Annotated in this window: 21 protein-coding genes; 16 read left to right on the top strand and 5 right to left on the bottom strand. The window is 63.3% G+C overall.

Annotated features, from left to right (window positions below; all coding sequences use genetic code 11):
• Positions 1 to 138 precede the first annotated feature (138 nt).
• Together DOM45_RS10605 and DOM45_RS10600 are read left to right on the top strand one after the other, a co-directional pair.
• On the top strand, positions 139 to 639 hold the full coding sequence (locus DOM45_RS10605; RefSeq protein ID WP_110600238.1) for an Lrp/AsnC ligand binding domain-containing protein: 501 nt from the start codon (positions 139 to 141) through the stop codon (positions 637 to 639).
• Positions 640 to 690: 51 nt separating this feature from the next.
• A complete protein-coding gene (locus DOM45_RS10600) occupies positions 691 to 1,437 on the top strand; it encodes a HesA/MoeB/ThiF family protein (RefSeq protein ID WP_110600236.1) in 747 nt (248 codons plus the stop codon).
• Positions 1,438 to 2,483: 1,046 nt separating this feature from the next.
• Here the strand turns inward: DOM45_RS10600 and DOM45_RS10590 are convergent.
• Together DOM45_RS10590 and DOM45_RS10585 are read right to left on the bottom strand one after the other, a co-directional pair.
• Positions 2,484 to 3,032, bottom strand: a complete 549-nt coding sequence (locus DOM45_RS10590) for a glycine zipper 2TM domain-containing protein (RefSeq protein WP_110600232.1) — start codon at positions 3,030 to 3,032, stop codon at positions 2,484 to 2,486.
• Between the two features lie 390 nt (positions 3,033 to 3,422).
• A complete protein-coding gene (locus DOM45_RS10585; protein WP_110600230.1) occupies positions 3,423 to 4,682 on the bottom strand; it encodes a 6-phosphofructokinase in 1,260 nt (419 codons plus the stop codon).
• Positions 4,683 to 5,104: 422 nt separating this feature from the next.
• Here DOM45_RS10585 and mpl point away from each other — a divergent pair, with 422 nt between their 5' ends.
• Both mpl and DOM45_RS10575 read left to right on the top strand, forming a co-directional pair.
• Positions 5,105 to 6,478, top strand: coding sequence for a UDP-N-acetylmuramate:L-alanyl-gamma-D-glutamyl-meso-diaminopimelate ligase (gene mpl / locus DOM45_RS10580; protein WP_110600228.1), 1,374 nt, complete (start codon positions 5,105 to 5,107; stop codon positions 6,476 to 6,478).
• Positions 6,462 to 7,100, top strand: coding sequence for a flavin prenyltransferase UbiX (locus DOM45_RS10575; RefSeq protein WP_110600226.1), 639 nt, complete (start codon positions 6,462 to 6,464; stop codon positions 7,098 to 7,100). Before mpl ends, DOM45_RS10575 begins: the two co-directional genes overlap by 17 nt.
• A gap of 16 nt (positions 7,101 to 7,116) precedes the next feature.
• Here DOM45_RS10575 and DOM45_RS10570 read toward each other — a convergent pair whose 3' ends face one another.
• Genes DOM45_RS10570 through DOM45_RS10560 form a run of 3 tightly spaced genes read right to left on the bottom strand, consistent with a single transcriptional unit; the run spans position 7,117 to position 10,210 of the window.
• A complete protein-coding gene (locus DOM45_RS10570; protein ID WP_110600224.1) occupies positions 7,117 to 8,523 on the bottom strand; it encodes a bifunctional DedA family/phosphatase PAP2 family protein in 1,407 nt (468 codons plus the stop codon).
• Positions 8,520 to 9,440: a diguanylate cyclase domain-containing protein gene (locus DOM45_RS10565; RefSeq protein ID WP_157958396.1), complete on the bottom strand. Its 921-nt coding sequence runs from the start codon at positions 9,438 to 9,440 to the stop codon at positions 8,520 to 8,522. The genes DOM45_RS10570 and DOM45_RS10565 overlap by 4 nt, the downstream gene beginning before the upstream one ends.
• Positions 9,431 to 10,210 carry a hypothetical protein gene (locus DOM45_RS10560; RefSeq protein ID WP_110600220.1) on the bottom strand — a complete coding sequence of 260 codons (780 nt, stop codon included), beginning with the start codon at positions 10,208 to 10,210 and terminating at the stop codon, positions 9,431 to 9,433. Before DOM45_RS10560 ends, DOM45_RS10565 begins: the two co-directional genes overlap by 10 nt.
• A gap of 257 nt (positions 10,211 to 10,467) precedes the next feature.
• Between DOM45_RS10560 and DOM45_RS10555 the strand changes: the two genes are divergently transcribed.
• From DOM45_RS10555 to lipA, 12 genes are all read left to right on the top strand, one after another.
• Positions 10,468 to 11,751 carry a glutamate-5-semialdehyde dehydrogenase gene (locus DOM45_RS10555; protein WP_110600218.1) on the top strand — a complete coding sequence of 428 codons (1,284 nt, stop codon included), beginning with the start codon at positions 10,468 to 10,470 and terminating at the stop codon, positions 11,749 to 11,751.
• Positions 11,738 to 12,412, top strand: a complete 675-nt coding sequence (gene nadD / locus DOM45_RS10550) for a nicotinate-nucleotide adenylyltransferase (protein WP_110600216.1) — start codon at positions 11,738 to 11,740, stop codon at positions 12,410 to 12,412. The genes DOM45_RS10555 and nadD overlap by 14 nt, the downstream gene beginning before the upstream one ends.
• 114 nt (positions 12,413 to 12,526) lie before the next feature.
• Positions 12,527 to 12,904: a ribosome silencing factor gene (gene rsfS / locus DOM45_RS10545; protein WP_110600214.1), complete on the top strand. Its 378-nt coding sequence runs from the start codon at positions 12,527 to 12,529 to the stop codon at positions 12,902 to 12,904.
• Complete coding sequence (gene rlmH, locus DOM45_RS10540) at positions 12,901 to 13,368, top strand: 23S rRNA (pseudouridine(1915)-N(3))-methyltransferase RlmH (RefSeq protein ID WP_110600212.1); 468 nt, start codon at positions 12,901 to 12,903, stop codon at positions 13,366 to 13,368. Before rsfS ends, rlmH begins: the two co-directional genes overlap by 4 nt.
• A 105-nt stretch (positions 13,369 to 13,473) precedes the next feature.
• Positions 13,474 to 15,369 (top strand): penicillin-binding protein 2, encoded by a 1,896-nt coding sequence (gene mrdA, locus DOM45_RS10535; protein WP_110600210.1) that lies wholly within the window; start codon positions 13,474 to 13,476, stop codon positions 15,367 to 15,369.
• Positions 15,359 to 16,501: a rod shape-determining protein RodA gene (rodA, locus tag DOM45_RS10530; protein ID WP_110600208.1), complete on the top strand. Its 1,143-nt coding sequence runs from the start codon at positions 15,359 to 15,361 to the stop codon at positions 16,499 to 16,501. The genes mrdA and rodA overlap by 11 nt, the downstream gene beginning before the upstream one ends.
• Positions 16,502 to 16,536: 35 nt before the next feature.
• On the top strand, positions 16,537 to 17,568 hold the full coding sequence (mltB, locus tag DOM45_RS10525) for a lytic murein transglycosylase B (protein ID WP_110600206.1): 1,032 nt from the start codon (positions 16,537 to 16,539) through the stop codon (positions 17,566 to 17,568).
• On the top strand, positions 17,565 to 18,611 hold the full coding sequence (locus tag DOM45_RS10520) for a septal ring lytic transglycosylase RlpA family protein (protein WP_110600204.1): 1,047 nt from the start codon (positions 17,565 to 17,567) through the stop codon (positions 18,609 to 18,611). The genes mltB and DOM45_RS10520 overlap by 4 nt, the downstream gene beginning before the upstream one ends.
• A 26-nt stretch (positions 18,612 to 18,637) precedes the next feature.
• Positions 18,638 to 19,858 (top strand): D-alanyl-D-alanine carboxypeptidase family protein, encoded by a 1,221-nt coding sequence (locus tag DOM45_RS10515; protein ID WP_110600202.1) that lies wholly within the window; start codon positions 18,638 to 18,640, stop codon positions 19,856 to 19,858.
• Between the two features lie 135 nt (positions 19,859 to 19,993).
• On the top strand, positions 19,994 to 20,281 hold the full coding sequence (locus DOM45_RS10510; protein ID WP_110600200.1) for an HP0495 family protein: 288 nt from the start codon (positions 19,994 to 19,996) through the stop codon (positions 20,279 to 20,281).
• A 5-nt stretch (positions 20,282 to 20,286) separates the two neighbouring features.
• On the top strand, positions 20,287 to 20,955 hold the full coding sequence (lipB, locus tag DOM45_RS10505) for a lipoyl(octanoyl) transferase LipB (RefSeq protein WP_110600485.1): 669 nt from the start codon (positions 20,287 to 20,289) through the stop codon (positions 20,953 to 20,955).
• A gap of 35 nt (positions 20,956 to 20,990) precedes the next feature.
• Positions 20,991 to 21,980, top strand: coding sequence for a lipoyl synthase (gene lipA / locus DOM45_RS10500; RefSeq protein ID WP_110600198.1), 990 nt, complete (start codon positions 20,991 to 20,993; stop codon positions 21,978 to 21,980).
• Positions 21,981 to 22,055: the final 75 nt, after the last annotated feature.

Genomic DNA, 22,055 nt, shown 5'->3' with positions numbered 1-22,055 from the left:
TGGAGGTTTGTAACGCCTCTGTGATAGTAATAACGCCCCCGTGAGCGGCAACGAGACCGCGACTCGTGACGTGGCGCTTCGCTGCCGACCGCGTATTTCAGGGAACCCTTCATCCATCGGCTTGGAACAATTACACCAATGAAAGCCAAATCTCGAGCTCTCGATCGGATCGATCTCAACATACTGCGTTGCCTGCAGGACAATGCCCGAATTTCCTACGTGGATCTGGCGTCGCAGGTGGGCCTGTCGACCACACCCTGCCTGGAGCGGGTCAAGCGTCTCGAGCGTTCCGGTATCATCCGGGGTTACAAGGCCATTCTCGACCCTCGGGCCCTGCATGCCAACCTGCTGGTATTCGTCGAGATCAGCCTCAACACGCAGTCGCCATCGGTGTTCGACGAGTTTCGCAAGGCGGTCGCCAAGCTGCCGCAGATCCAGGAGTGCCATCTGGTCTCCGGACAGTTCGACTACATTCTCAAATGCCGTATTCCCGAAATGTCTGCCTATCGACAACTGCTGGGCGACGTGGTGTTGACGTTGCCCGGCGTCAAGGAGTCCAAGAGCTACGTGGTCATGGAAGAGGTCAAGGAGGAGTTGGCGTTGCCGATTCCCGACTGCCTGCCGGAAGACGACCGATGATGCGTGGCTAGGGCTGGCCGATAACGGTAGCTTTCGTGCCCAGGAAAGTTCATGAACGACGAAGCACTACTACGCTACAGCCGTCACATCATGCTCGACGAGATCGACATCGTGGGGCAGGAGCGTTTGCTGGCCTCCCGGGTGTTGATTATCGGGGCCGGTGGGTTGGGATCTCCCGCGGCCCTCTACCTGGCGGGGGCCGGTGTGGGTCGTCTGGGCATCGCCGATGACGACATTGTCGAGCTGTCCAATTTGCAGCGTCAGGTTGCCCACACGGAAGGGCGCCTGGGGCAGTCCAAGGCGTGCTCGGCGGCGGAAGCGGCGCGGGGCCTGAACTCGGCATGTGACGTACGAGCTCTGGAGGCGCGTCTCGTCGGCGAGGCGTTGACGGCGGAAGTCGCCCAGGCCGATGTCGTGCTGGACTGCACCGACCGGTTCTCCAGTCGCTTCGACATCAATCGGGCCTGCGTCGAGAGCGGGACGCCGCTGGTGAGCGGCGCGGCCATTCGCTTTTCCGGCCAGTTGGCTGTCTTTGATCCTCGGCAGCGCCAATCGCCCTGCTACGCCTGCCTCTACGGTGAGCAAGGCGACGATGAGGCGCTCACCTGTGCCGAGAGCGGGGTGATTTCACCACTGGTCGGCTTGATCGGCAGCTTCCAGGCGCTGGAGGCGATGAAATTGATCACGGGTGCGGGGCGGACTCATCAGGGGCTGTCCACATTCAACGCGCTGGAAGGCGAGTGGCGTCATTTCGCGCTGCCCAGAGATCCCGCCTGTCCGGTGTGCGGCAACCGCTAGACAGACCTGGCATTGCGAGGGAGCGGCGATGACTCAAGGCGACCTGCCGGCGATAGGCCGCGGCGCGATGAGTCGGTCTTTGTGAGCAACGCGAATCTTGATGAGCGTGCCGCACATTCTACCGGGCGCGGATAGGGTCGGGACGCCTGCACGGCAACACTAAAGTCGACGAAAAATCCGTCTTCTCTCTCTCATGATATCCTGATAACCTAATATCCATAGTAGTTGGCCGGGGGTGGTGTCTACCATATGTTGATTTCCGGCGTGCAAAAACCAGTCTCATGATTTCGTGAATCGAGGCAAGCGCACCTGGTGCGCTTGCCCGGAGGTTCATGGTCGCGATACCGCGATCTTTGGCCCTGCCGGCTCCATCTTAGCGATCGAGCCGGCGGGGCATTTTTTTGTCCATTGGTGCGATAAAAACGTCCGCCGATCATTTCCCGCTTCCCCGCTTTACGACCTTTGCTCCAGGTCGATCTCAAGATTTTGATATCTATGCCGATATTCAGATTCAGTGCGGCTTTTTCCAGTCAGTCGACACTGATTTGGTCATTAGGAAATAGCAATTTTTAAGCACTTTTATTGATCTAGGTTAAATAATCCAAAACGTAATGTGGGCAAACTAATTTTAATTAATTTACGGTCGAACACTGCTCAGCCGCATTGAGGTTGCCGGGCTGTATCATAGGCGGATATTCGGTAAGGCCATGAAATTGACGAAGAGGGATCTTCAGCCCGTCCAGCAACGGACAAAAAATGCGCCGCGCGAGGGTACCCTGTCCTACCACGCTCAGATTTCCGGGATACCGTTGGGAACATTGAAAACTCGGGTCAAGAAGCTCGTTGACAGGGGCGTCGAGAGAGAGCGGGCCATCGAGATTGCGTTAAGTCAGCCCATCGGGCCCCAGGGGCGACCGAGAAAGCCCACGCACCGCTAGGCCCATTGCTCTCCTACTGATTGCGCAGGGCACGGTGAAATGGCGAAAGCCCCTGAGATGTCGTCAGGGGCTTCAGGGAGAAAGCGAGAGACAGTGATGATCGGCTCGTCACGAGGACCGAGCGTCATCATCCCATTGGGGATTGCCGTCACGCATCAGGACCCGGTCTCCGTCGGGCTTCTCGTCCAGCTTGGCTTCATGCACCTCGCCATCGTAGCGATACCGGACGTCGTAGCCCACGGTCTCCTCCTTGCTGTCATTGACCGTACTGCAGCGCTGTTCGGTGGTCTGGTAGGTGTCGCCCTGCTGCATCTGCTGCTGGACCTGGTTTCCTGCCACGCCGCCACCGACGGCGCCCGCCGCGGTCATGATCTTCTTGCCACTACCGCCACCGAACTGATTGCCCACGACGCCGCCGACGATGGCGCCGATCGCGGTGCCTGCGATGCGGTTTTCGTCTTTCGCCGGGCGCTGATGGGTCACCGTGACGTTCTTGCACACTTCGCGTGGTGTATCGGTGGTCTGCACGATCGGTTCGACGCTGACGATCTCAGCGTACCGGGGCCCGCTTTCCGAGGATTGATAGGAGCCGACGGCGATCCCTCCGGCAATACCCAGTGCGGCAATGACGCCACCAATGATGATCGGTTTGTTCATGACCTTGCTCCTCTCTGTGCTCTCCGCAGTGCCGAACTGTAAGGCGTTCGATGCGGCAGTCTTCGCAACTCTTGTGATGTCCCTATCGTTTGCCGATTGGCATGATCTTCGGAGAGCGCCACTCCATGACCGCTTCCGTAGATCGGATGATTATAGTCTCGAAACATTTGAAGGGCGCCGGATCGTAGGGTTTTTGAACACTGTTTTCATTTTGGCGATGGGGTGTCGCCAAATGGGGACAATCCCGGGGTGGCGAGCGTCGGGTCAAGCGGCTGGAGGCGCGAGGCGATTCTTTCCGCGACGAGGGTCGAAGAGGGCGGGGCAAGAGGCAGGGAGGAAAGGGTGGGATCCGTCGGCGCCGGTGCCGGCGCCGATCTGGACCGATGAGGTTTACAGTTCGAACTGGGCCAATTTGCGGTCGACTCTGGCCTTCTTGAGTTTGGCAACCTTGGGCAGGCCGTTCTCGAACGGGGGGAAGTCCTCGCCCAGGATCAGCGGCGCGAGATAGCGCCGGCCAGCTTCGCTGATATAGAGGCCATCCTCGCTGATGTAGTCCCGCGGCATGAACTTCTCGTGATTGGCGATCTCCGACAGCGGGGCCGGTTCGATCTTCCATTCGTAGGGGGTATCGGAGACGCGCTTGATGGCGGGCATCATCGAGTTCTGGCCTGCCAGCGCGAGTTCGACGGCGGCTTCGCCCACGGCGTACGCCTGATCGACATCGGTCTTGGAGGCGATGTGGCGGGCCGCCCGCTGCAGGTAATCGGCCACTGCCCAGTGGTACTTGTAGCCGAGATCTTCCTTGACCATCGATGCCAGGGTGGGGGCGACTCCGCCGAGCTGCTTGTGGCCGAAGGCGTCGGTGCTGCCCGAGTCGGTAAGGAAGGTCCCGTCGGCATACTGGGCACCTTCGGACACCACGAGCACGCAAAATCCGTGAGACTTGACCGCTTCGTCGATGCGCGCCATGACCTTCTCCCGGTCGAACGCGATTTCCGGAAAGATGATCAGGTGCGGCGCTTGCTGCGGGGACTCTCCGGAGAGGGCGCCGGCGGCAGCGATCCAGCCGGCATGTCGTCCCATCACCTCGAGGATGAAGACCTTGGTGGACGTCGAGCACATCGACTCGATGTCCAGTGCCGCTTCGCGCGTCGAGGTGGCGACGTACTTGGCGACACTGCCGAAGCCGGGGGAGTTGTCGGTGATGGGGAGATCATTGTCGACGGTCTTGGGAACGTGGATGGCCGTCAACGGGTAGCCCATCGTCTCCGAGAGCTGGGAGACCTTGAGGCAGGTATCGGCGCTGTCGCCCCCGCCGTTGTAGAAGAAGTAGCGGATGTCGTGGGCCTTGAACACCTCGATCAGGCGCTCGTACTCGGTGCGGTGCGTCTCGATGGACTTGAGCTTGTAACGACAGGAGCCGAATGCGCCGCCGGGCGTGTGGCGCAGTGCCGAGATCGCTTCTTCGCTCTCCTGATTGGTATCGATCAGGTCTTCCAGAAGCGCGCCGATGATGCCGTTATGCCCCGCGTAGAGATGGCCGATGCGATCCGAGTGACGACGGCAGGCTTCGATCACCCCGCAGGCGCTGGCGTTGATGACGGCAGTGACGCCACCGGACTGGGCGTAGAACGCGTTGTGCTTGGCCATATCGGCTCTCATCTCCTGAGGTTCGGTTGTGCTGGTCTCACGTCGTCGGCCCGGTGTGCTCGGTCGCATCCCCGTGCGGACTTCGATGACGGTCTCGCGCTGACAATGATCGACCTCGAATCATCACGAAAGGATGAAACTGGCTGGCCAATCGAATGACACCTCCCTGTCGAGGGCCGGGGCACGAAAGCGGGCCCAGCATAGCCGAAAGGCGAATGCCTGTTAATACGAGGCGGGATTGAGGGGCGCGATCAATTTTCTGCGACTGAGGGATGAGAGGAAGACCAGTTTGGGGGGGATCGACCGAGTGGACTCGGCGGCTGGACCGGGCTGGCGGTGACGGCGGCGTCACCGGGCCGCGGCCAGTGGTTCGGTCCGGGAGGCCATGCTAGGCTCGCCGGTTAATGTGAGGGAGAGTTCGAATGCACATTCATGTAGTAGGGGTTTGCGGGACTTTCATGGGGAGTCTGGCACGCCTGGCCAAGATGCTGGGGCATCGGGTAACGGGGTCGGACGCCAACGTCTACCCGCCGATGAGCCTCCAGCTTCGGGAAATGGGCGTCGAACTGATGGAAGGCTATGATGCCGAGAACCTGCAGCCGGCACCTGACCTCGTCATCGTCGGTAACGCGCTCTCCCGGGGCAATCCGGAGATAGAGGCGCTGTTGAACGCCAAGCTGCCCTATGTCTCCGGGCCGCAGTGGCTGGCGGAGCAAGTCCTGCCGGGGCGTCGGGTCCTGGCAGTGGCCGGGACGCATGGCAAGACGACGACTGCCAGCCTGCTGGCCTGGATACTGGAATGCGCCGGCCTCGAGCCTGGCTTTCTGATCGGAGGCGTACTTCGCAACTTCGGCCTCTCCGCTCGTCTCGGCGGGGCCGGTGCACCGTTCATCGTCGAAGCGGACGAGTACGACACGGCCTTTTTCGACAAGCGCTCGAAATTCGTTCACTACCGGCCGGATATCGCCATTCTCAACAATCTCGAGTTCGACCATGCCGATATCTTCCCCGACCTGGCAGCCATCGAGCGACAGTTCCACCACTTCGTGCGCACGGTGCCGGGCAACGGCTCGCTACTGGTCGCCGATGACGAACCCGCCCTGGAGCGAGTATTGAGCCAGGGGTGCTGGACACCGGTTCAACGCTTCGGCCGACTGCCCGCGAGCGAGTGGCGGCTGCTGCCGGATCCGGACGACAGCCGCGTCTTCACCGTGGTTGCGGGAGGCGAGAGTCATGTCGTCCGCTGGGGAATGAGTGGCCGGCACAATGCCGCCAACGCCGTGGCCGCCCTGGCCGCAGCCAGTTGCCTGGGCGTCACCCTGGCCGATGGCTGTCGAGCGCTGGCGACATTCGCCGCGCCCCGCCGACGTCAGGAGATTCGCGGCGAGGCGGGCGGAATCCAGGTTCTCGATGACTTCGCCCACCATCCCTCGGCCATCGCGTTGACGCTCGAGGGGCTGGACCAGGACCGACATGGGGGCCGGTTGCTGGCAGTGATCGAGCCCCGCTCCAACACCATGCGTCTGGGGGGCATGAAAGCACGTCTGGCCGATAGCGTATCGCGGGCCGACAGCGTCTGGTGGTATCAGCCCCCCGGGCTCGACTGGTCGCTGGCGGAAGTGGTGGCCGGGCAGGAAGCCAGTCGCGTCGAGACCGATCTCGATGCGCTCGTCGCCGACGTCGTCGCACAGGCGGTGTCCGGTGATCGGATCGTGGTCATGTCGAACGGTGGATTCGGTGGCATCCACGACAAGTTGTTGCAGGCATTGGAGGTGCGCCATGGCCGTTCGCGATGAGACGGTTTCCGTGAAGCCGTATCGGGCACCGATCGCTGTCGCGATCACCGGTGCGTCCGGCGTCCAGTATGGGCTACGCCTGATCGAGTGCCTCATCGCCGCCGAGCATGAGGTCTACGTGATGGTCTCCAAGGCCGCTCATCGTGTGATCGCCGTCGAGACCGAGATCGAACTGCCGGCCCAGCCGGACCGGCTGGCACGGGACCTGACCGCGAGATTCGGTGCCGGGGAGGGGCAGGTGCGCTGCTTCGGTCGCGAGGACTGGATGGCGCCGGTGGCCTCCGGTTCCGGAGACTGGCAGGCACTGGTCGTCTGCCCTTGTTCGACTGGCACCCTGTCCGCGGTGGCCTGTGGCGCCAGCAACAATCTGATCGAACGTGCCGCCGATGTGGCGTTGAAGGAGCGGCGAAAGCTGATCCTGGTTCCCAGAGAAACGCCACTATCGGCCGTCCACCTCGACAACATGCTGAAGCTGACCCATATGGGTGGCGTGGTACTGCCGGCGGCTCCCGGTTTCTATCATCGCCCGGACAGCGTCCAGGCGATGATCGATTTCGTCGTGGCACGCATTCTCAATCAGTTGGGTGTGCCCCAGACGCTGATGCCGCGCTGGGGCGATTGAGCAAGCACGGAAGGCGTCAGACGGGGGCGAAGAGGACGACGCGGAGAATCTCCAGTGTCAGCGAGGCCGCACAGAGCCAGGGCCAGGGAGGCATGTCGCGGTCGGGCCGCTGAAAATGCTGATAGCTGATGCGCGTCAAGGCACAGATGATCAGCCCCAGCAGGGCGCCGCCGATCAAGTCGCTGGCCCAGTGAACGCCAATCACCAGCCGGGACAGGGCCATGGGGACGCATGCGACGATACCCAGCCAATAGGCATACCCGCGATAGCGCTGCGGCATCACCTGGGCCGCGAAAGCGGCCGTCAGCCCCACCACGACCACGATCGTCGAGGTGTGGGCGCTGGGGTAGGACATCGATCCTGTCAGGTAATCCGGTGTGTCCGGGCGGGCTCGCCCCGCCAGGGATTTGAACACCGTGTTGACGGTGGCGACGAGAATCAGGGCGCCGGCGATATGCAGCAGCGCGGCGAAGCGCCTTGCCAGCAGTAGCCACAAGAGCCAGGGCGCCATCAGGACCCCGATGCCCAATGCGTCGCCCACCTTGGCCAGGACCTCGCTGGTTCCGATGAGCCAGTTGCGCTGCAGCAGGCCGGCCAGTGCATGAATCTGCTGGTCCATCGGCAGCGGGCCATTGTGCATCAGGACCCAGGTGGTCCAGACGATCAAGGCGATCAGGCTGGTCGCGAGTAGCGACAACGAGGCCAGCGGGAACTCATTGGCTGGAGACGGCGAGCACAGCGCACGCCAGCCTCTGGAGAGTCGCGGACTGCGCGCCATACGCTTTTCCAGCCAGCCGTGCAGACGACCCTCCCCGCTGAGCTGATAGCGAATCCACGAGAACAGCAGCGCCAGCACCAGCAGCGAGACGGACAGCGTCAGCAGCCACCGTTCGGCACCGGGAGGCAGTTGCATCAACTCCTCCCACGAGCGGCCGAGCAGGTAGCCGGGTAGCAGGTAGACCGGCGCCCATGCTATCGCGGAGACCAGGTTGACGAGGGTGAAACGTCTCGTCGGCATCGCCAGCATGCCGGCGACCATGGGAATGAACGGGCGGACCGGCCCGAGAAAGCGGCCAACGACGACGGACAGGATACCGTAGCGCTGAAAGAACTCGTGGCCTCGTGCCAGCCACTGGGGATGGCGTGACAGCGGCCACCAGTACGGTATGCGGTCGCGCTGCGTGCGGCCCAGCCAGAAGCTCAGGTTGTCGCCGGCGAATGCGCCCAGGATGCCGACGATCAGCACCGACCACAGCGGAACGTCGTCATGGCCGGCGATCGAGGCGGCCGCACCCAGCAGCACCACGCCAGGGACGATGATACCGACGACCGCCAGTGATTCGATCAAGGCCACCGCGAAGATGATGACCAGCAGCAGTTCCGGTGGGGGAGCGAGAGAGTATAGCCAGTGAGTAAAGTTCAAGCGTGCGGTTCCAGCAGTTTGTTGGCGGCGGTTTCCAGGCGTTGTGAAAAGCGTTCGGTGCTCTCCTGAGCACGCAGCGTGCAGACGCGGCTGAAACTTTCCAGGGATCCGATCTCAGGATGCGCGACCGACGTCACGGCATCCGAGAGCCGCTTGGCGGCTGCCACGGCCCCCGCTTCGCCGGCGTTGGGTAATATGAGCCAGAAGACGTTGGCATGATGTTCGCCAAGTAGATCGCTCTGGCGGCTGTTGTCGGAGATCACTTCGCTGAAACTCGCCGACAGTATCTCGCGCATGTGGCCACCGAACTGGTCGCCGGCCTGATCCAATTGCGGAATGTAGAGCACCAGTACGCTCAGCGGTCGATTGAGCGCGGACGCCCTGGCCACCTCCATGTCGAGACTTCTGGAGATGAACTCTCCGATGGGCTGCGTATCGTCTCGCCATGGCCTCAGCGTGAACCGCAGGGCGCGCGTGCCGCCCGGCAGCAGAGTCAGGGCCGCTGCCGCGAGAGAGAACCACCAGCCGAACATCAGGTTGACGGCCGTCATGTGCGCGTCGCCGAGCAGCAACAGCCATAGTGGTACCAGTAGCATCGTCAACAGCAGGGCCGGCAAGGGGGACAGCAGCAGATAGCCGAGCGTGATCGACAGGCCCAGCCACAACATGGGGTTATGGCTACCCGGGGCTTCCAGGGCGCACAGAATCAAGCCGCCGACCAGCAGGATGTGGTCGGCGATGGCCGGACGCAGGCGGCCCAGGTATTGCAGCGGCACTGAGATCAGCAGTGCGATGGCCATCAAGGTGGGCGGTAGTATCAGATCGTAGTGACGCATCAGATGTTCCCACACGGCAAGACCCAGCAGTAACGCCAGCGTGAGAAGATGGGCGATCAACTTGTATCGGCTCAATGCCAAGGCTGCACCTCCGGAACTGCAGCGGACCGTTTGCCATGGTAGCTCGCGAAGCGATCCCCGATCTCCGTCAAGGGCGTCGACCACACCTCTTTGTGCGGGGCGATCGCATATCGCAACTGCTGACGTCGCTGGCGGGCCGATTCCGGGTCCGGGGCCACCAGGATGACGGCGATGCCGTAGTCGTTGAGCCGGTAGGCGCGTTCATAGAGCGCCAGTGTGTCCTGAAGGCGGCGGGAGAGGGTCGCCATGTCGGCCGCCGTCGAGCGAGCACAACCGAAAACCACCACTTCCGCCTGCAACGCTTCGCGCTCGGCCCGCTTCAGTTCCCGCTGGATGTCGCCATCCAACTGAGCCGCCGGGAGCAGCCAGCTCGATGTCGCGTGCGCCGATATCGCCGCGGGGCTCGTCTGCCGCTCCAGGCACAGCAGCCAGGCGACGGCCAGCGACAGGCCGGCAACGATGGCGGTGGGTAGCGGCAGAGTCCAGCCGATGTAGACGAGGCTCAAGCCATAGATCAGCCCGCTGAATGCGAGGCCGGGCCTGCCCGGCATCCTCAGCAGACACAGCGGCAGTATCCACAGCCAGATGTAGCTGCTGGCCTGGAGGGTAGCAAGCATGGCGATGCTCGACACCACGATGGCGGCGGGAACCCAACGAGAGAAACGCGAGGGACCGATCATCAATACCGCAAACGCGATGCCGCTGCCCCAGGCCGCCACTCTTGTGGCGTCTTCCGCCAGCCAGCCCGTGAGCAGCGCGAGCAGCAACATAAGCGACAGTAGGATTCGTGAGCCGAGGCTTTTGTACTTGCTTTGCATGGTGGCTTATATTGGACCGATTGCGAATGGCTTGCTCGATTCGTCCCTCACTATCGCACGTGCCGAGAACAGTCGTATAGCGTCAATCGCGATCAAGGACAAAGCCTTATCGCCCGTTCGATGCCAAGCTTCGCGGCCGGTCGAGACGCTCTCGATGCGATGTCGAGCGTCGTTCGTTGCGGGCTACCACTGACAAGAGATAGTACACCATGCAGCAGACTGCGACCCCTCGGGTCGAGGATATCGCCCAATATATGCAGGAACTGGGGCGGCAGGCACGCGTTGCGAGTGCCGCATTGAGGCGTGTCGACAGCGGTCGGAAAAACGCCGCGCTCGAGGCCATTGCGGCGCGCCTGGATGGCGCCAGGCCGGCGTTGGCGGCGGCCAACCGGGATGACTTGGCCCGTGGTCGCGAGAACGGTTTGAGCGATGCGCTGCTCGATCGTCTGGCACTGACCCCCGACCGGATCGACGCCATGATCCTCGGCGTCCGTCAGGTTGCCGCGCTCGCCGACCCGGTGGGCCAGATAGATGGCCTGAGCTATCGACCGAGCGGAATTCAGGTCGGGCAGATGCGCGTCCCGCTGGGCGTGGTCGGCATCATCTACGAGTCCCGTCCCAATGTGACCGTAGAGGCGGCGAGCCTGTGCCTGAAGTCGGGGAATGCCTGCATTCTCCGCGGCGGCTCCGAGGCGGCGTCCAGCAACGCCACCATCGCCGAGTGCATAAGCGACGGTCTGGCGGATGCCGGCTTGCCCGCCGCCGCCGTGCAGGTCGTCGCGACGACGGATCGCGCGGCAGTGGGAGAGCTGATCACCATGCCCCAGTTCGTGGACGTCATCGTGCCGCGTGGTGGCAAGTCGTTGATCGCTCGTGTTGCCGGCGAGGCGACGGTGCCGGTCATCAAGCACCTCGATGGCGTCTGCCACGTCTATATCGACGCCAGCGCCGACCTGGACAAGGCGGTGGCGATCGCGGACAACGCCAAGACCCAACGCTACTCCCCCTGCAATACCATGGAGACGCTGCTCGTCCACGCCGATATCGCGGGTCAGGTGCTGCCGCGGGTGGCGGCCATCTATCGCGACAAGAACGTGGAAATGCGTGGTTGCCCACGCACCCGGGAGTGGGTCGACGATGCCTTGGCGGCAACCCCCGAGGACTGGGCGACGGAGTATCTGGCACCGATCGTCTCCATCCGGGTGGTGGACGATTTCGATCAGGCCGTCGATCACATCAACACCCATGGATCCCAGCATACCGATGCCATCGTGACCGAGAACCTGACGCTTGCGAGGCGGTTCCTCGGCGAGGTGGACTCGAGTTCGGTGATCGTCAACGCCTCGACGCGCTTCGCCGACGGCTTCGAATACGGGCTGGGAGCGGAGATCGGCATCTCCACCAACAAGCTTCATGCCCGAGGTCCTGTCGGCCTCGAAGGCCTGACCACGCGAAAATACGTCGTCTTCGGTGACGGCCATGTGCGGAGCTGACGTGCCGAGCCCCTCGATTCCGCGAATCGCGATGCTGGGCGGGACGTTCGACCCGGTTCACATTGGGCATCTACGTAGTGCCGTCGAGCTGGGAGAGGCATTGGCGCTGGACGCGGTACACATGATCCCGGCTCATGTCCCCCCGCATCGCAAGGCGCCGGGGATTTCCGCCGAGCACCGCCTGGCGATGCTGAAAGCCGGTATCGGCGATACGCCGGGACTGGTGGCCGACGATCGGGAGGTTCGGCGTCCGGGTCACTCCTACTCCATCGATACGCTGGTGTCGCTGCGCGAGGAGTGGGGCGAGCAGGCGCGGCTGGTCATGGCGGTGGGTCACGATGCGTTTCTGGGGCTTCCGGAGTGGCACCAGCGGGATCGGTTGTTGTCTCTGGCGCATATCGTGGTGATCGACCGGCCCGACCACGAAGCTCCGCTGGAACCGGCATTGGCGTCGCTGATCGAGGGGCGGGAGGTCTCGACGGTGGAGTCGATGATGGCCGCCCCCGGCGGGCACCTGCTGCGGCTGCGGCTGCCGAGCCGCATGGCCATCGCCGCCACCGAGGTACGCTGGCGTCTGCAGCAGGGGCTCAGCGTGCGCTATCTGATTCCCGAGGCGGTGGAGCGCTATATCGCCAGCCATGCCCTCTATCGCCATTCGTGAGCGATATCGAGAGGTGGGGACTGGCGTTAATGGCCTATCCGCGTAAAATGCGCGACTCCCGGATCCCGGGGGTCGCGATTCCTTTCTCCGGAAGGGGTTATATGACGAGGAGCTATGCAGACAGATACGCTTAAATCATTGGTGGTGGACGCGCTCGAGGAGCTGAAGGCGCGCGATGTCGTCGAGCTGGACGTGGCCGAATTGACCAGCGTCACCGATGTCATGGTCGTCGCCAGCGGCACGTCCTCGCGGCACGTCTCCGCGCTGGCGGACAACGTGATCGAGAAAGCCAAGGAGGCCGGCCTTCGCCCGTTGGGCGTGGAGGGACAACAGAGCGGAGAGTGGGTGCTGGTGGACCTGGGTGATGTGATCGCCCATGTGATGATGCCCGAGACCCGCCAGCTCTACGATCTCGAGCGTCTCTGGGCCGACCTGCCTGCCGACTCCCGGCGAGCCACCGGTGATTCGGACCGGCAAGAGCTCCGGGGATGAAAATCCGGCTGCTGGCGGTCGGCTCGCGCATGCCGGCCTGGGTCGAGGCCGGCGTCGATGAGTACCGCAAGCGAATGCCGCGGGAGATGCCGTTCGAGATCGTCGAGATTCCGGCCGGTTCCCGTGGCAAGAACGCCGACGTGACGCGGGCGATCCAGACCGAAGGCGATCGGATGCTGGAAAAGCTGAGAGATCAGGAACGTATCGTGGCGCTCGAGGTCAAAGGAGCGGCCTGGACCACGGAGCAGCTTTCCCGACAGCTGGATGCCTGGCGCCTGGAAGGGCAGGACATCGCGCTGGTGGTCGGCGGCCCGGATGGGCTCGACCCCCGGGTCGTGACCCGCGCTCGACACTCCTGGTCACTGTCCGCATTGACGTTACCGCATCCGCTGGTGCGGGTCGTGCTGGCAGAGCAGCTCTATCGCGCCTGGACATTGCTCACAGGGCACCCGTACCACCGTTGAGTCAGAGAGTCAGTCGCTTGTTTCCATTCGATACCGCCGACAGCGACGCCGTTGGACGCCTTGCCCGCGCCGGGGCTTACCGTGCTCTGAGCCGCCACTCTCGTCATGCGTAAGCGCCGCGCGAACGTCAAGAACCACGAGCAGGAAGTTCGTGTCTTCCGCAACCGCTCGCTGGTCGCCGCGCTGGTCATCGTGCTGATGGCCGGGGCACTGGTTTCCCGCCTGTTCTACCTGCAGGTCATCGAGCACGACGTCTTCATCACCCGCTCCGACAACAACCGCATGCGGGTCGAGCCGCTGCCTCCCCGACGCGGTCTGATCTACGACCGGAACGGTAAGTTGCTGGCGGAAAACCGGCCAACCTACAACCTCACCATCGTGCGCGAACGTGTCGATGATCTCGATACCACGCTGCAGCGGCTGATCGATATTCTCGATCTGCCTGAGGACGAGGTGGCAACCTTTCGCGAACGCTCCCGGCAGCGTCAGCGGCCTTACCAGCCGGCGCTCCTGATGAGTGATCTCACCGAGGACCAGATCGCGCGCCTGGCGGTGAACCGATACCTGCTCACCGGCGTCGAGGTCGAGGCTCAGCTGATGCGCTACTATCCCGATCCCATCGTGATGTCGCATGTGCTGGGCTATGTCGGAAGAATCAACGAGGAGGAGCTGGCCGAACTGGACTCGGGAAATTACGCCGGCACCCACTTCATCGGCAAGACCGGCGTCGAGTACACCTACGAGGATCAGCTCCACGGCAAGGCGGGTCTTCGCAAGGTCGAGACCAACGCCAGGGGAAGAGTTCTGCGGGAGCTGGATCGGGATCCGCCGGTGCCCGGGAAGGACATTACGCTGACCATCGACAGCCGTCTTCAGCACATGGCGTACGACCTGCTGGATGGTCGACGTGGCGCGATCGTTGCGATTCAGCCCAAGACCGGCGACATCCTGGCGATGGTTTCCGCGCCGGGTTTCGATATCAACAAGTTCGTGACCGGCATCTCCTACGATGACTACCGGGCGCTGCAGCAGAATCTCGATCTGCCCCTGTATAACCGGGCGGTTCGGGGCCAGTATCCCCCCGGCTCCACGGTTAAGCCTTTCGAGGCCCTGGCGGCGTTGCAGGACGGAGTGGTCAAGCCCAATGACGTCATTTACGACCCGGGCTATTTCCAGTTGCCCAACGATACGCGGCGCTATCATAACTGGCTGCGCTGGGGCCATGGGCGTGTCGATCTCGAGCGGGCGCTGGAGGTCTCCAACAACACCTACTTCTACACCATGGCTTACCGGCTGGGCATCGATCGGCTCTCCGCGTTCATGCATCAGTTCGGCTTCGGCGAGATAACATCGCTGGATGTGCAGGGCGCATCACCAGGGCTGATGCCATCCCGCGAATGGAAACGCGAGAAATACAACCAGGTCTGGTATCCCGGCGAGACGCTCTCCGCGGGCATCGGCCAGGGGTATTTCATGGCCACGCCGCTTCAACTGGCCGCGGCCACTGCGACGCTGGCCAACCATGGCCATTGGGTTCGGCCGCATCTGGCCAAGGAGATCGGCGACCAGGCCATCCAGCCGCCTTTCGCCGGCACCAAGCCGGACGTCCAGGTCGACCAGGCCCGCTGGTGGCAGGACGTCTACAAGGGCATGGAGGCGGTGCTCCAGGGGTCCGAGGGCACGGCTCGCAAGGCGGGAGCCGGCCTGAAGTACCAGATGGCGGCCAAGACCGGCACCGCTCAGGTATTCTCGTTGGGGCAGAATCAGAAGTACGACGCCGATGAATTGACGGAGCGACTCCGCGATCACGCGCTGTTCATCGGCTTTGCGCCGGTGGAGGACCCGCAGATCGCGATCGCCGTCATCGTCGAGAACGCCGGTGGCGGTGTCTCCGGCCTGGGCCGTGAATTGACCGACGCCTGGCTGTTGCCGGATGGAAAGTTGAAGGACTGGCCCGACACCACGGTCAACGAAGAAGTCGAGAGTATCGATGGCGATTGATTTCCAGCGCGTGGCACCGCGAACGCAACGCGCCCGAGTCGGGCGCAAGCGCTCGATATGGTTGCGCATTCATCTCGATCCCTGGCTGCTGTCGATTCTGATACTGCTGATCTCCTTTGGTCTGGTAGTGCTCTACAGCGCCAGCGGCATGTCGCTTTCGACGACGATGGCCCAGGCTTCGCGCATGGGAGTCGCGCTGCTCGGGGCGATCGCCATCGCCCAGTTCTCGCCCGTCACGCTGTTTCGGTGGACGCCGGTCGCCTATGGCGCGGGGCTGCTGATGCTCGTCGCCGTCGAGATCATGGGGGATATCGGCATGGGGGCTCAGCGCTGGCTGGAGGTCGGCCCCCTGCGCTTCCAGCCCTCGGAATTGATGAAGATCGCCATGCCGATGATGCTCGCCGCCTACCTCCATCGGCGACCTCTGCCGCCGACATGGCGCGATCTTCTGGTCTGCGGGGTGATCGTCGGTGTCCCGGTGCTGCTGATCGCGCGCCAGCCCGATCTGGGGACCTCGTTGCTGGTCACCTGCGCCGCCGTGTTCGTGATCCTGCTGGCGGGGCTTTCCTGGAAGTTCATCCTGACGCTGGTGGTCATGGCCGGGGGCGCGATGCCGCTGCTATGGATCAACATGCATGACTATCAGCGGCAGCGGGTGTTGACCTTTCTCAACCCGGAGAGCGATCCACTGGGCGCCGGCTGGAACATCATCCAGTCCAAGACGGCGATCGGCAGCGGGGGGCTGGAAGGCAAAGGCTGGGGGCTGGGGACGCAGTCTCAACTCGAGTTTCTGCCCGAACGCCATACCGATTTCATCGTCGCCGTCCTCGGGGAGGAGTTCGGGCTGATCGGCATGTGCACCATCCTGATCCTCTACCTTCTGCTGGTCTCGCGAGGCCTGGTGATGGCCAACAATGCTCAGGATACCTATGGACGCTTGCTGGCCGGCAGCATCGTGCTGACGTTTTTCATCTATGTGTTCGTCAATATCGGCATGGTCAGCGGCATCCTGCCGGTGGTCGGGGTGCCGCTGCCGCTGGTCAGCTACGGCGGGACCTCCAGCGTGACCTTGATGGCCGGGTTCGGTATTCTCATGTCGATTCATACGCACCGGCGGCTGTTGACACACTGACGCTGGGCAAGCCGCAATCAGGGAGCAAGTCACGCATGCCGCTGCGTTGGAGACGAGAATTTCGATTCAGCCTCACTCTACTGCTGGCGGGGCTGCTGAGCATGGCGAATGCAGTCGCGCAGGGCGACGAGAACTTCGATCCCGCTACCCACCCCGAAGTGAAGGCGATGCTCGATTCGCTGGCTCGCCAGGGGGTGCCGCAGGATGAGCTCGATGCCGCCATGCGGGCGGCGAAGTACCGGCCCCAGGTGCTGGAGGCGATGAGCCATGCGGCCGAGCGCCGGCTGCGCTGGGACGAGTATCGCGATATCTTCATTCAGCCCGAGCGGATAAGGCAGGGGGTCGCTTTTCTCGAGGCCAACCGGGAAGCTCTGGAACGTGCCGAACGGCGCTACGGCGTACCGCCGGAAGTCGTCGTGGCGATTCTGGGCGTCGAGACCCAGTACGGCCGGCACAAGGGAACCCGCCGTGTGCTCGATTCGCTGTCGACGCTGGCGTTTCACCATCCCGCGAGGGGTGAATTCTTCCGTGGCGAGCTCGAGGCCTTTCTCGAAATCACGCTGGGCCAGGGGGTCGACCCCGGCACGCTCTACGGCTCCTACGCCGGCGCCATGGGATATCCCCAGTTCATTCCAACGAGCTACCAGGCCTATGCAGTCGATTTCGACGGCGATGGTCTGAAGGATCTGTGGAACAATCCGGTCGACGCCATCGGCAGTATCGCCAATTACTTCAGCGAGCATGGCTGGCAGCGCCACCGGGCCGTGCTGGTCGAGGCCAGTGGCCCCGAGGCGATGCCGCCGGAGGTGAGGTTCAACCGTACCGAGCCGCCGGATACTACGGTCGAGGCGCTTGCGCGCGCGGGTATCCAGCCGACGGCGGGCAATCTGCAGCCGCAGGACAAGGTCGTGCCGCTGGCGCTGGATTTCGCCGACGGCCACGTCCGCTATGTCATGGGGCTCGACAATTTCTACGTCATCACGCGTTACAACCACAGCCATCTCTACGCCATGGCGGTGGCGACACTGGCCCAGCGCATTCAGACGGCCATGGATGAGGGGATATGAGGGGGCGTAGCCTGGCTCGGCGCGGATTGCCGGCGATCCTGCTGGTATCGATACTGGCGGGGTGCGCTGGCGGTGGCGGCTCCCCGCAGGGCGGCGGCCGCTACGCGATGGACCAGGACGCCTATCCCGACTCTCCCGAGGATGTCGCCAACGTGCCGGACGCGGTGCCCAGGGTCGAGCCCAGATCCAGAAGCGGCAACCGCTCGACGTATAGCGTCTGGGGGAAGACCTATCATGTGCTCGACGACCCGACCGGCTACTCGGCGGAAGGTCGCGCTTCGTGGTACGGGGTCAAGTTCCAGGGCTACGACACCGCCAATGGCGAAACCTACGACATGTACAAGATGTCGGCGGCGCATCGCTCGCTTCCGCTGCCGACCTACGCCCGCGTCACCAATCTCGACAACGGTCGCAAGGTCATCGTGCGCGTCAACGATCGTGGCCCGTTTCACAGCGATCGCCTGATCGACCTCTCCTACGCGGCCGCAGCCCGGCTGGGCATCCTGAAGGGCGGAACGGGGCGGGTGAAGGTGGAGGCGATCGACCCCGTGGCCTGGGCACGCACTCATGGTCGATCCAGCTCGACGGAGGGCGGTGCCGAGTTGGCGTCGCGGTCGGGATCGCCCCGGCCTGCGTCGGGGGCTCCGGTATCGAGGCCGGCCGCCCCGAAGTCGGGCGTCGGCACGGCGACGGATTACGAGGCGGCGATCGACCCCCTGCTCGCGGCGGCCGACGACGGTGGACCCGCGAGCGCGGCCTCTGCGCGGCCCGACCGAGCCACATCCTCCGCCGCCGGTGCTGCGAGTTCGTCCGCCGGGCAGCGCTACGTTCAAGTTGCCGCGCTGGGCTCGCTGGCCGGGGCAGAGGCGCTGAAAAGCCGCCTCCAGGGCTTGCTGTCGCGGCCGGTTCGCATTGACAATGCGTCACCTCTCTATCGTGTCCAGGTCGGCCCCATCGAAGACCTGGCGTCGCTCGACTCCATCAGAGCTACCTTGCGAGACGCCGGCTACGGCCAGGTGTTCCTGGTGGCGCCCACTCAGTAACCTCTTTCAGTGAGAACCCGATTGTCATGAAAGCGTTGTTCACTTCGTCTGTTTCACGTCTGGTCATCTCGGCGTCATTGTGTCTGGGACTGCTTTCATCGCCGGTCAGCGCCCAGCAGCCGACCCCCGATAGCCAGATGTCCGCGACCAATCCCGAGCCCGGTCAGTTGATTCCATCGCCGCCGGATCTGGCAGCCTCTTCGTGGGTGCTGATGGATGCTTCCACGGGCCAGTTGCTGGTGAATCACAACGGCGATCAGCGGCTGCCGCCAGCCAGTCTGACCAAGATGATGACGGCATACATCGTCGAGCAGGAGATCGACGGTGGCAGTATCTCCGACAGCGACATGGTCAGCGTGAGCGAGAACGCCTGGCGCACGGGCGGTTCGCGCATGTTCATCCAGGAGGGGACTCAGGTCAGCGTGGAGAACCTGCTGCGCGGCGTGGTCGTGCAGTCCGGCAACGACGCCAGCGTGGCGCTGTCGGAGTACGTCGCCGGAAGCGAGTCGGCCTTCGCCGACCTGATGAACCAGCAGGCCCAGCGCATGGGCATGAAGAACAGCCACTTCATGAACCCCACGGGGCTGCCGCACGAAGAGCACTATTCGTCCGCCCACGATCTGGCGATTCTCGCGCGCCATATCATCAAGGACTTTCCCGACCACTATCAGGTCTATTCCGAGAAATACTTCACCTATAACGATATTCGCCAGCCCAACCGTAACCGCCTGCTATGGCGTGATCCGGACGTCGACGGTCTGAAGACAGGACACACGGAAGCCGCCGGCTTCTGTCTGGTCGCTTCCGCCAAGAAGCAGGACACGCGCCTGATCGCCGTGGTGATGGGTACCAATTCCGATGAGGCGCGGGCGGCGGAAACCCAGCGCTTGCTCAACTACGGTTTCCGTTTCTTCCAGACCCGCAAGCTCTACGATGCCGGTTCCGTGCTCAACGAGGCGCGGGTCTGGGGCGGCGACAGCGACACCGTGCGCCTCGGCGTCAAGGATGCGGTCAGCATGACCGTGCCCCGGGGCAGTGCCGACAACCTGACCGCACGCCTCAATCTGCCGGAGACGCTGCATGCGCCGATCCAGGCCGGGCAGCAGGTCGGTACGCTGGAGATCAAGTCCGGTGACGAGGTGCTGGGCCAGGAGCCGCTGGTCGCGCTGGAAGGCGTCGAAGAGGGCAGCATCTTCAAGCGCGTCTGGGACTCCATCGTGCTGTTCGTGACCGGGCTGTTCAACTGAGTCCTGCCGAGGCGCCGCTCCGGTGCCTCACCCAGCGCACCGGGAGATTTCCCCCGGTGCGCTGGGTCGGCTTCGGTTGGTGAGTCGGGTAATGTTGAGTAGAATGCTCGGAAATGTCTTCCATGCCCAGATGCCATGACCCAGACTCCCAGCGATGTTGATCTTCCCCGGCCCAAGGTCGAGTTTCCCTGCGATTACCCGATACGGGTGGTTGGCGACGCCTCCGATGACTTCGTGGCGGTCGTCAGCAACGTGATCGAGCGTCATGCGCCGGGATTCGATACGGCGTCGATCAAACTGTCGGACAGCCGCAATGGCCGATTCCAGTCACTCCGCGTGGTCATTCATGCCACCGGAGAGGAGCAGTTGAACGCGCTGTTCCAGGATCTGAAAGCGACCGGTCGGGTTCACATGGTGCTATGACGCCGATGTCCGCGCTGTCACTCTACCGCCTCGGGCGTCAACCCTACCTGCCGGTCTGGCAGGCGATGTCGCGCTTTACCGATGGCCGCGATAGCCAGGAGCCGGATCAGCTGTGGCTGGTGGAACACGAACCCGTGTTCACGCAGGGGCGGGCGGGCAAGCCGGAACATCTGCTGATGCCTGGCGATATCCCGGTGGTGGCCAGTGATCGAGGCGGTCAGGTGACCTATCATGGGCCGGGCCAGATCGTGCTGTATCCGCTGCTGGACGTCCGTCGCCGGGGACTGGGCGTGCGCGAGCTGGTGACGTTGCTCGAGGGCGCTGTCGTCGATCTGCTGGCCTGGCACGGCATCTCGGCGTGGGCGCGCCCGGACGCCCCGGGGGTCTATGTCGGCGACGACAAGATTGCCTCGCTGGGTCTGCGGATTCGGCGGGGGTGCAGCTTTCATGGGATCGCCCTCAATGTCGATATGGATCTTTCTCCATTTTCTCGCATCAATCCGTGCGGCTATTCGGACCTGAGGATGACTCAACTGCGTGATCATCTACCCGGGCCGATCTCGTTTGACCGTGAAGCCACCAGGTTGGCCGACTGCCTCGCGCAGCGGCTGGCGGTGGAGCTCGAAGTGAAACCACGGTGGCCACAAGCTTTTGAACCGATAGCGACCGTGTAGCTATCGGCGTTCCAAGACCTATCAGGAAGGGACCTATGACCGAGACGACAGTGATACAAACGCCCGCGGCCAAGAAACCTGCTCGCGCCGAGCGGGGTGTCAAACTGCGTGGTGCCGACAAGGTGTCGCGGATTCCCGTCAAGGTCATCCCGACCGAAACGCTGCCGAAGAAGCCGGATTGGCTGAGGGTCAGGATGCCGGTGTCCCCGCAGGTGACGCATATCAAGCAGACGCTGCGAAAGCATGGACTGCACACCGTCTGCGAGGAGGCATCCTGTCCCAATCTGGGCGAGTGCTTCAGTGGCGGTACGGCGACGTTCATGATCATGGGTGACATCTGCACCCGGCGCTGCCCGTTCTGCGATGTCGCGCACGGCCGACCCAATGCGCTCAACGAGAAGGAGCCGCGCGAGCTGGCCGAAGCCATTGCCGAAATGCGGCTCAACTATGTCGTCGTGACCTCGGTGGACCGGGACGATCTGCGCGATGGTGGCGCGCAGCACTTCGCCAACTGCATTCGCGAGATCCGGCGTGACAGCCCGGAGATCGAGATCGAGGTTCTGGTACCCGATTTTCGCGGTCGGATGCAGGTGGCGCTAGACATTCTGGAAGGCGAGGCGCCCGACGTTTTCAACCACAACCTGGAGACGGTGCCGTCGCTGTATCGCAAGGTGCGGCCCGGGGCCGACTACCAGTGGTCGCTGGATCTGTTGAAGGGTTACAAGGCGCGCCGCCCGGAGGTCATGACCAAGTCGGGGCTGATGCTCGGGGTGGGCGAGACCGACGAACAGGTCATCGAGGTCATGCATGACCTGCGTGCCCACGATGTCGACATGTTGACCCTCGGGCAGTACATGCAGCCATCCCGCAACCATCTGCCCGTCGATCGCTGGGTCCATCCCACGACGTTCGACTGGTTTGCCGAGCAGGGCAGAAGCATGGGATTCACCCATGTCGCCTCCGGGCCGCTGGTGCGCTCCTCGTACCACGCCGACAAGCAGGCCCATGGGGTCGAAGTGAAGTAACGCCCCGTCTGAAGCGAATATCGGCCGGGCCCGCCGTCTCCATCGGTGGGCCCGTGCCGTGTCTGGCGCATGATT

It is taken from the genome of Salinicola lusitanus (genome assembly GCF_003206045.1).
GTDB lineage: Bacteria > Pseudomonadota > Gammaproteobacteria > Pseudomonadales > Halomonadaceae > Salinicola > Salinicola lusitanus.
Note: the sequence above shows the minus strand (reverse complement) of the source record. Positions and strands in the feature narration are given on the sequence as shown.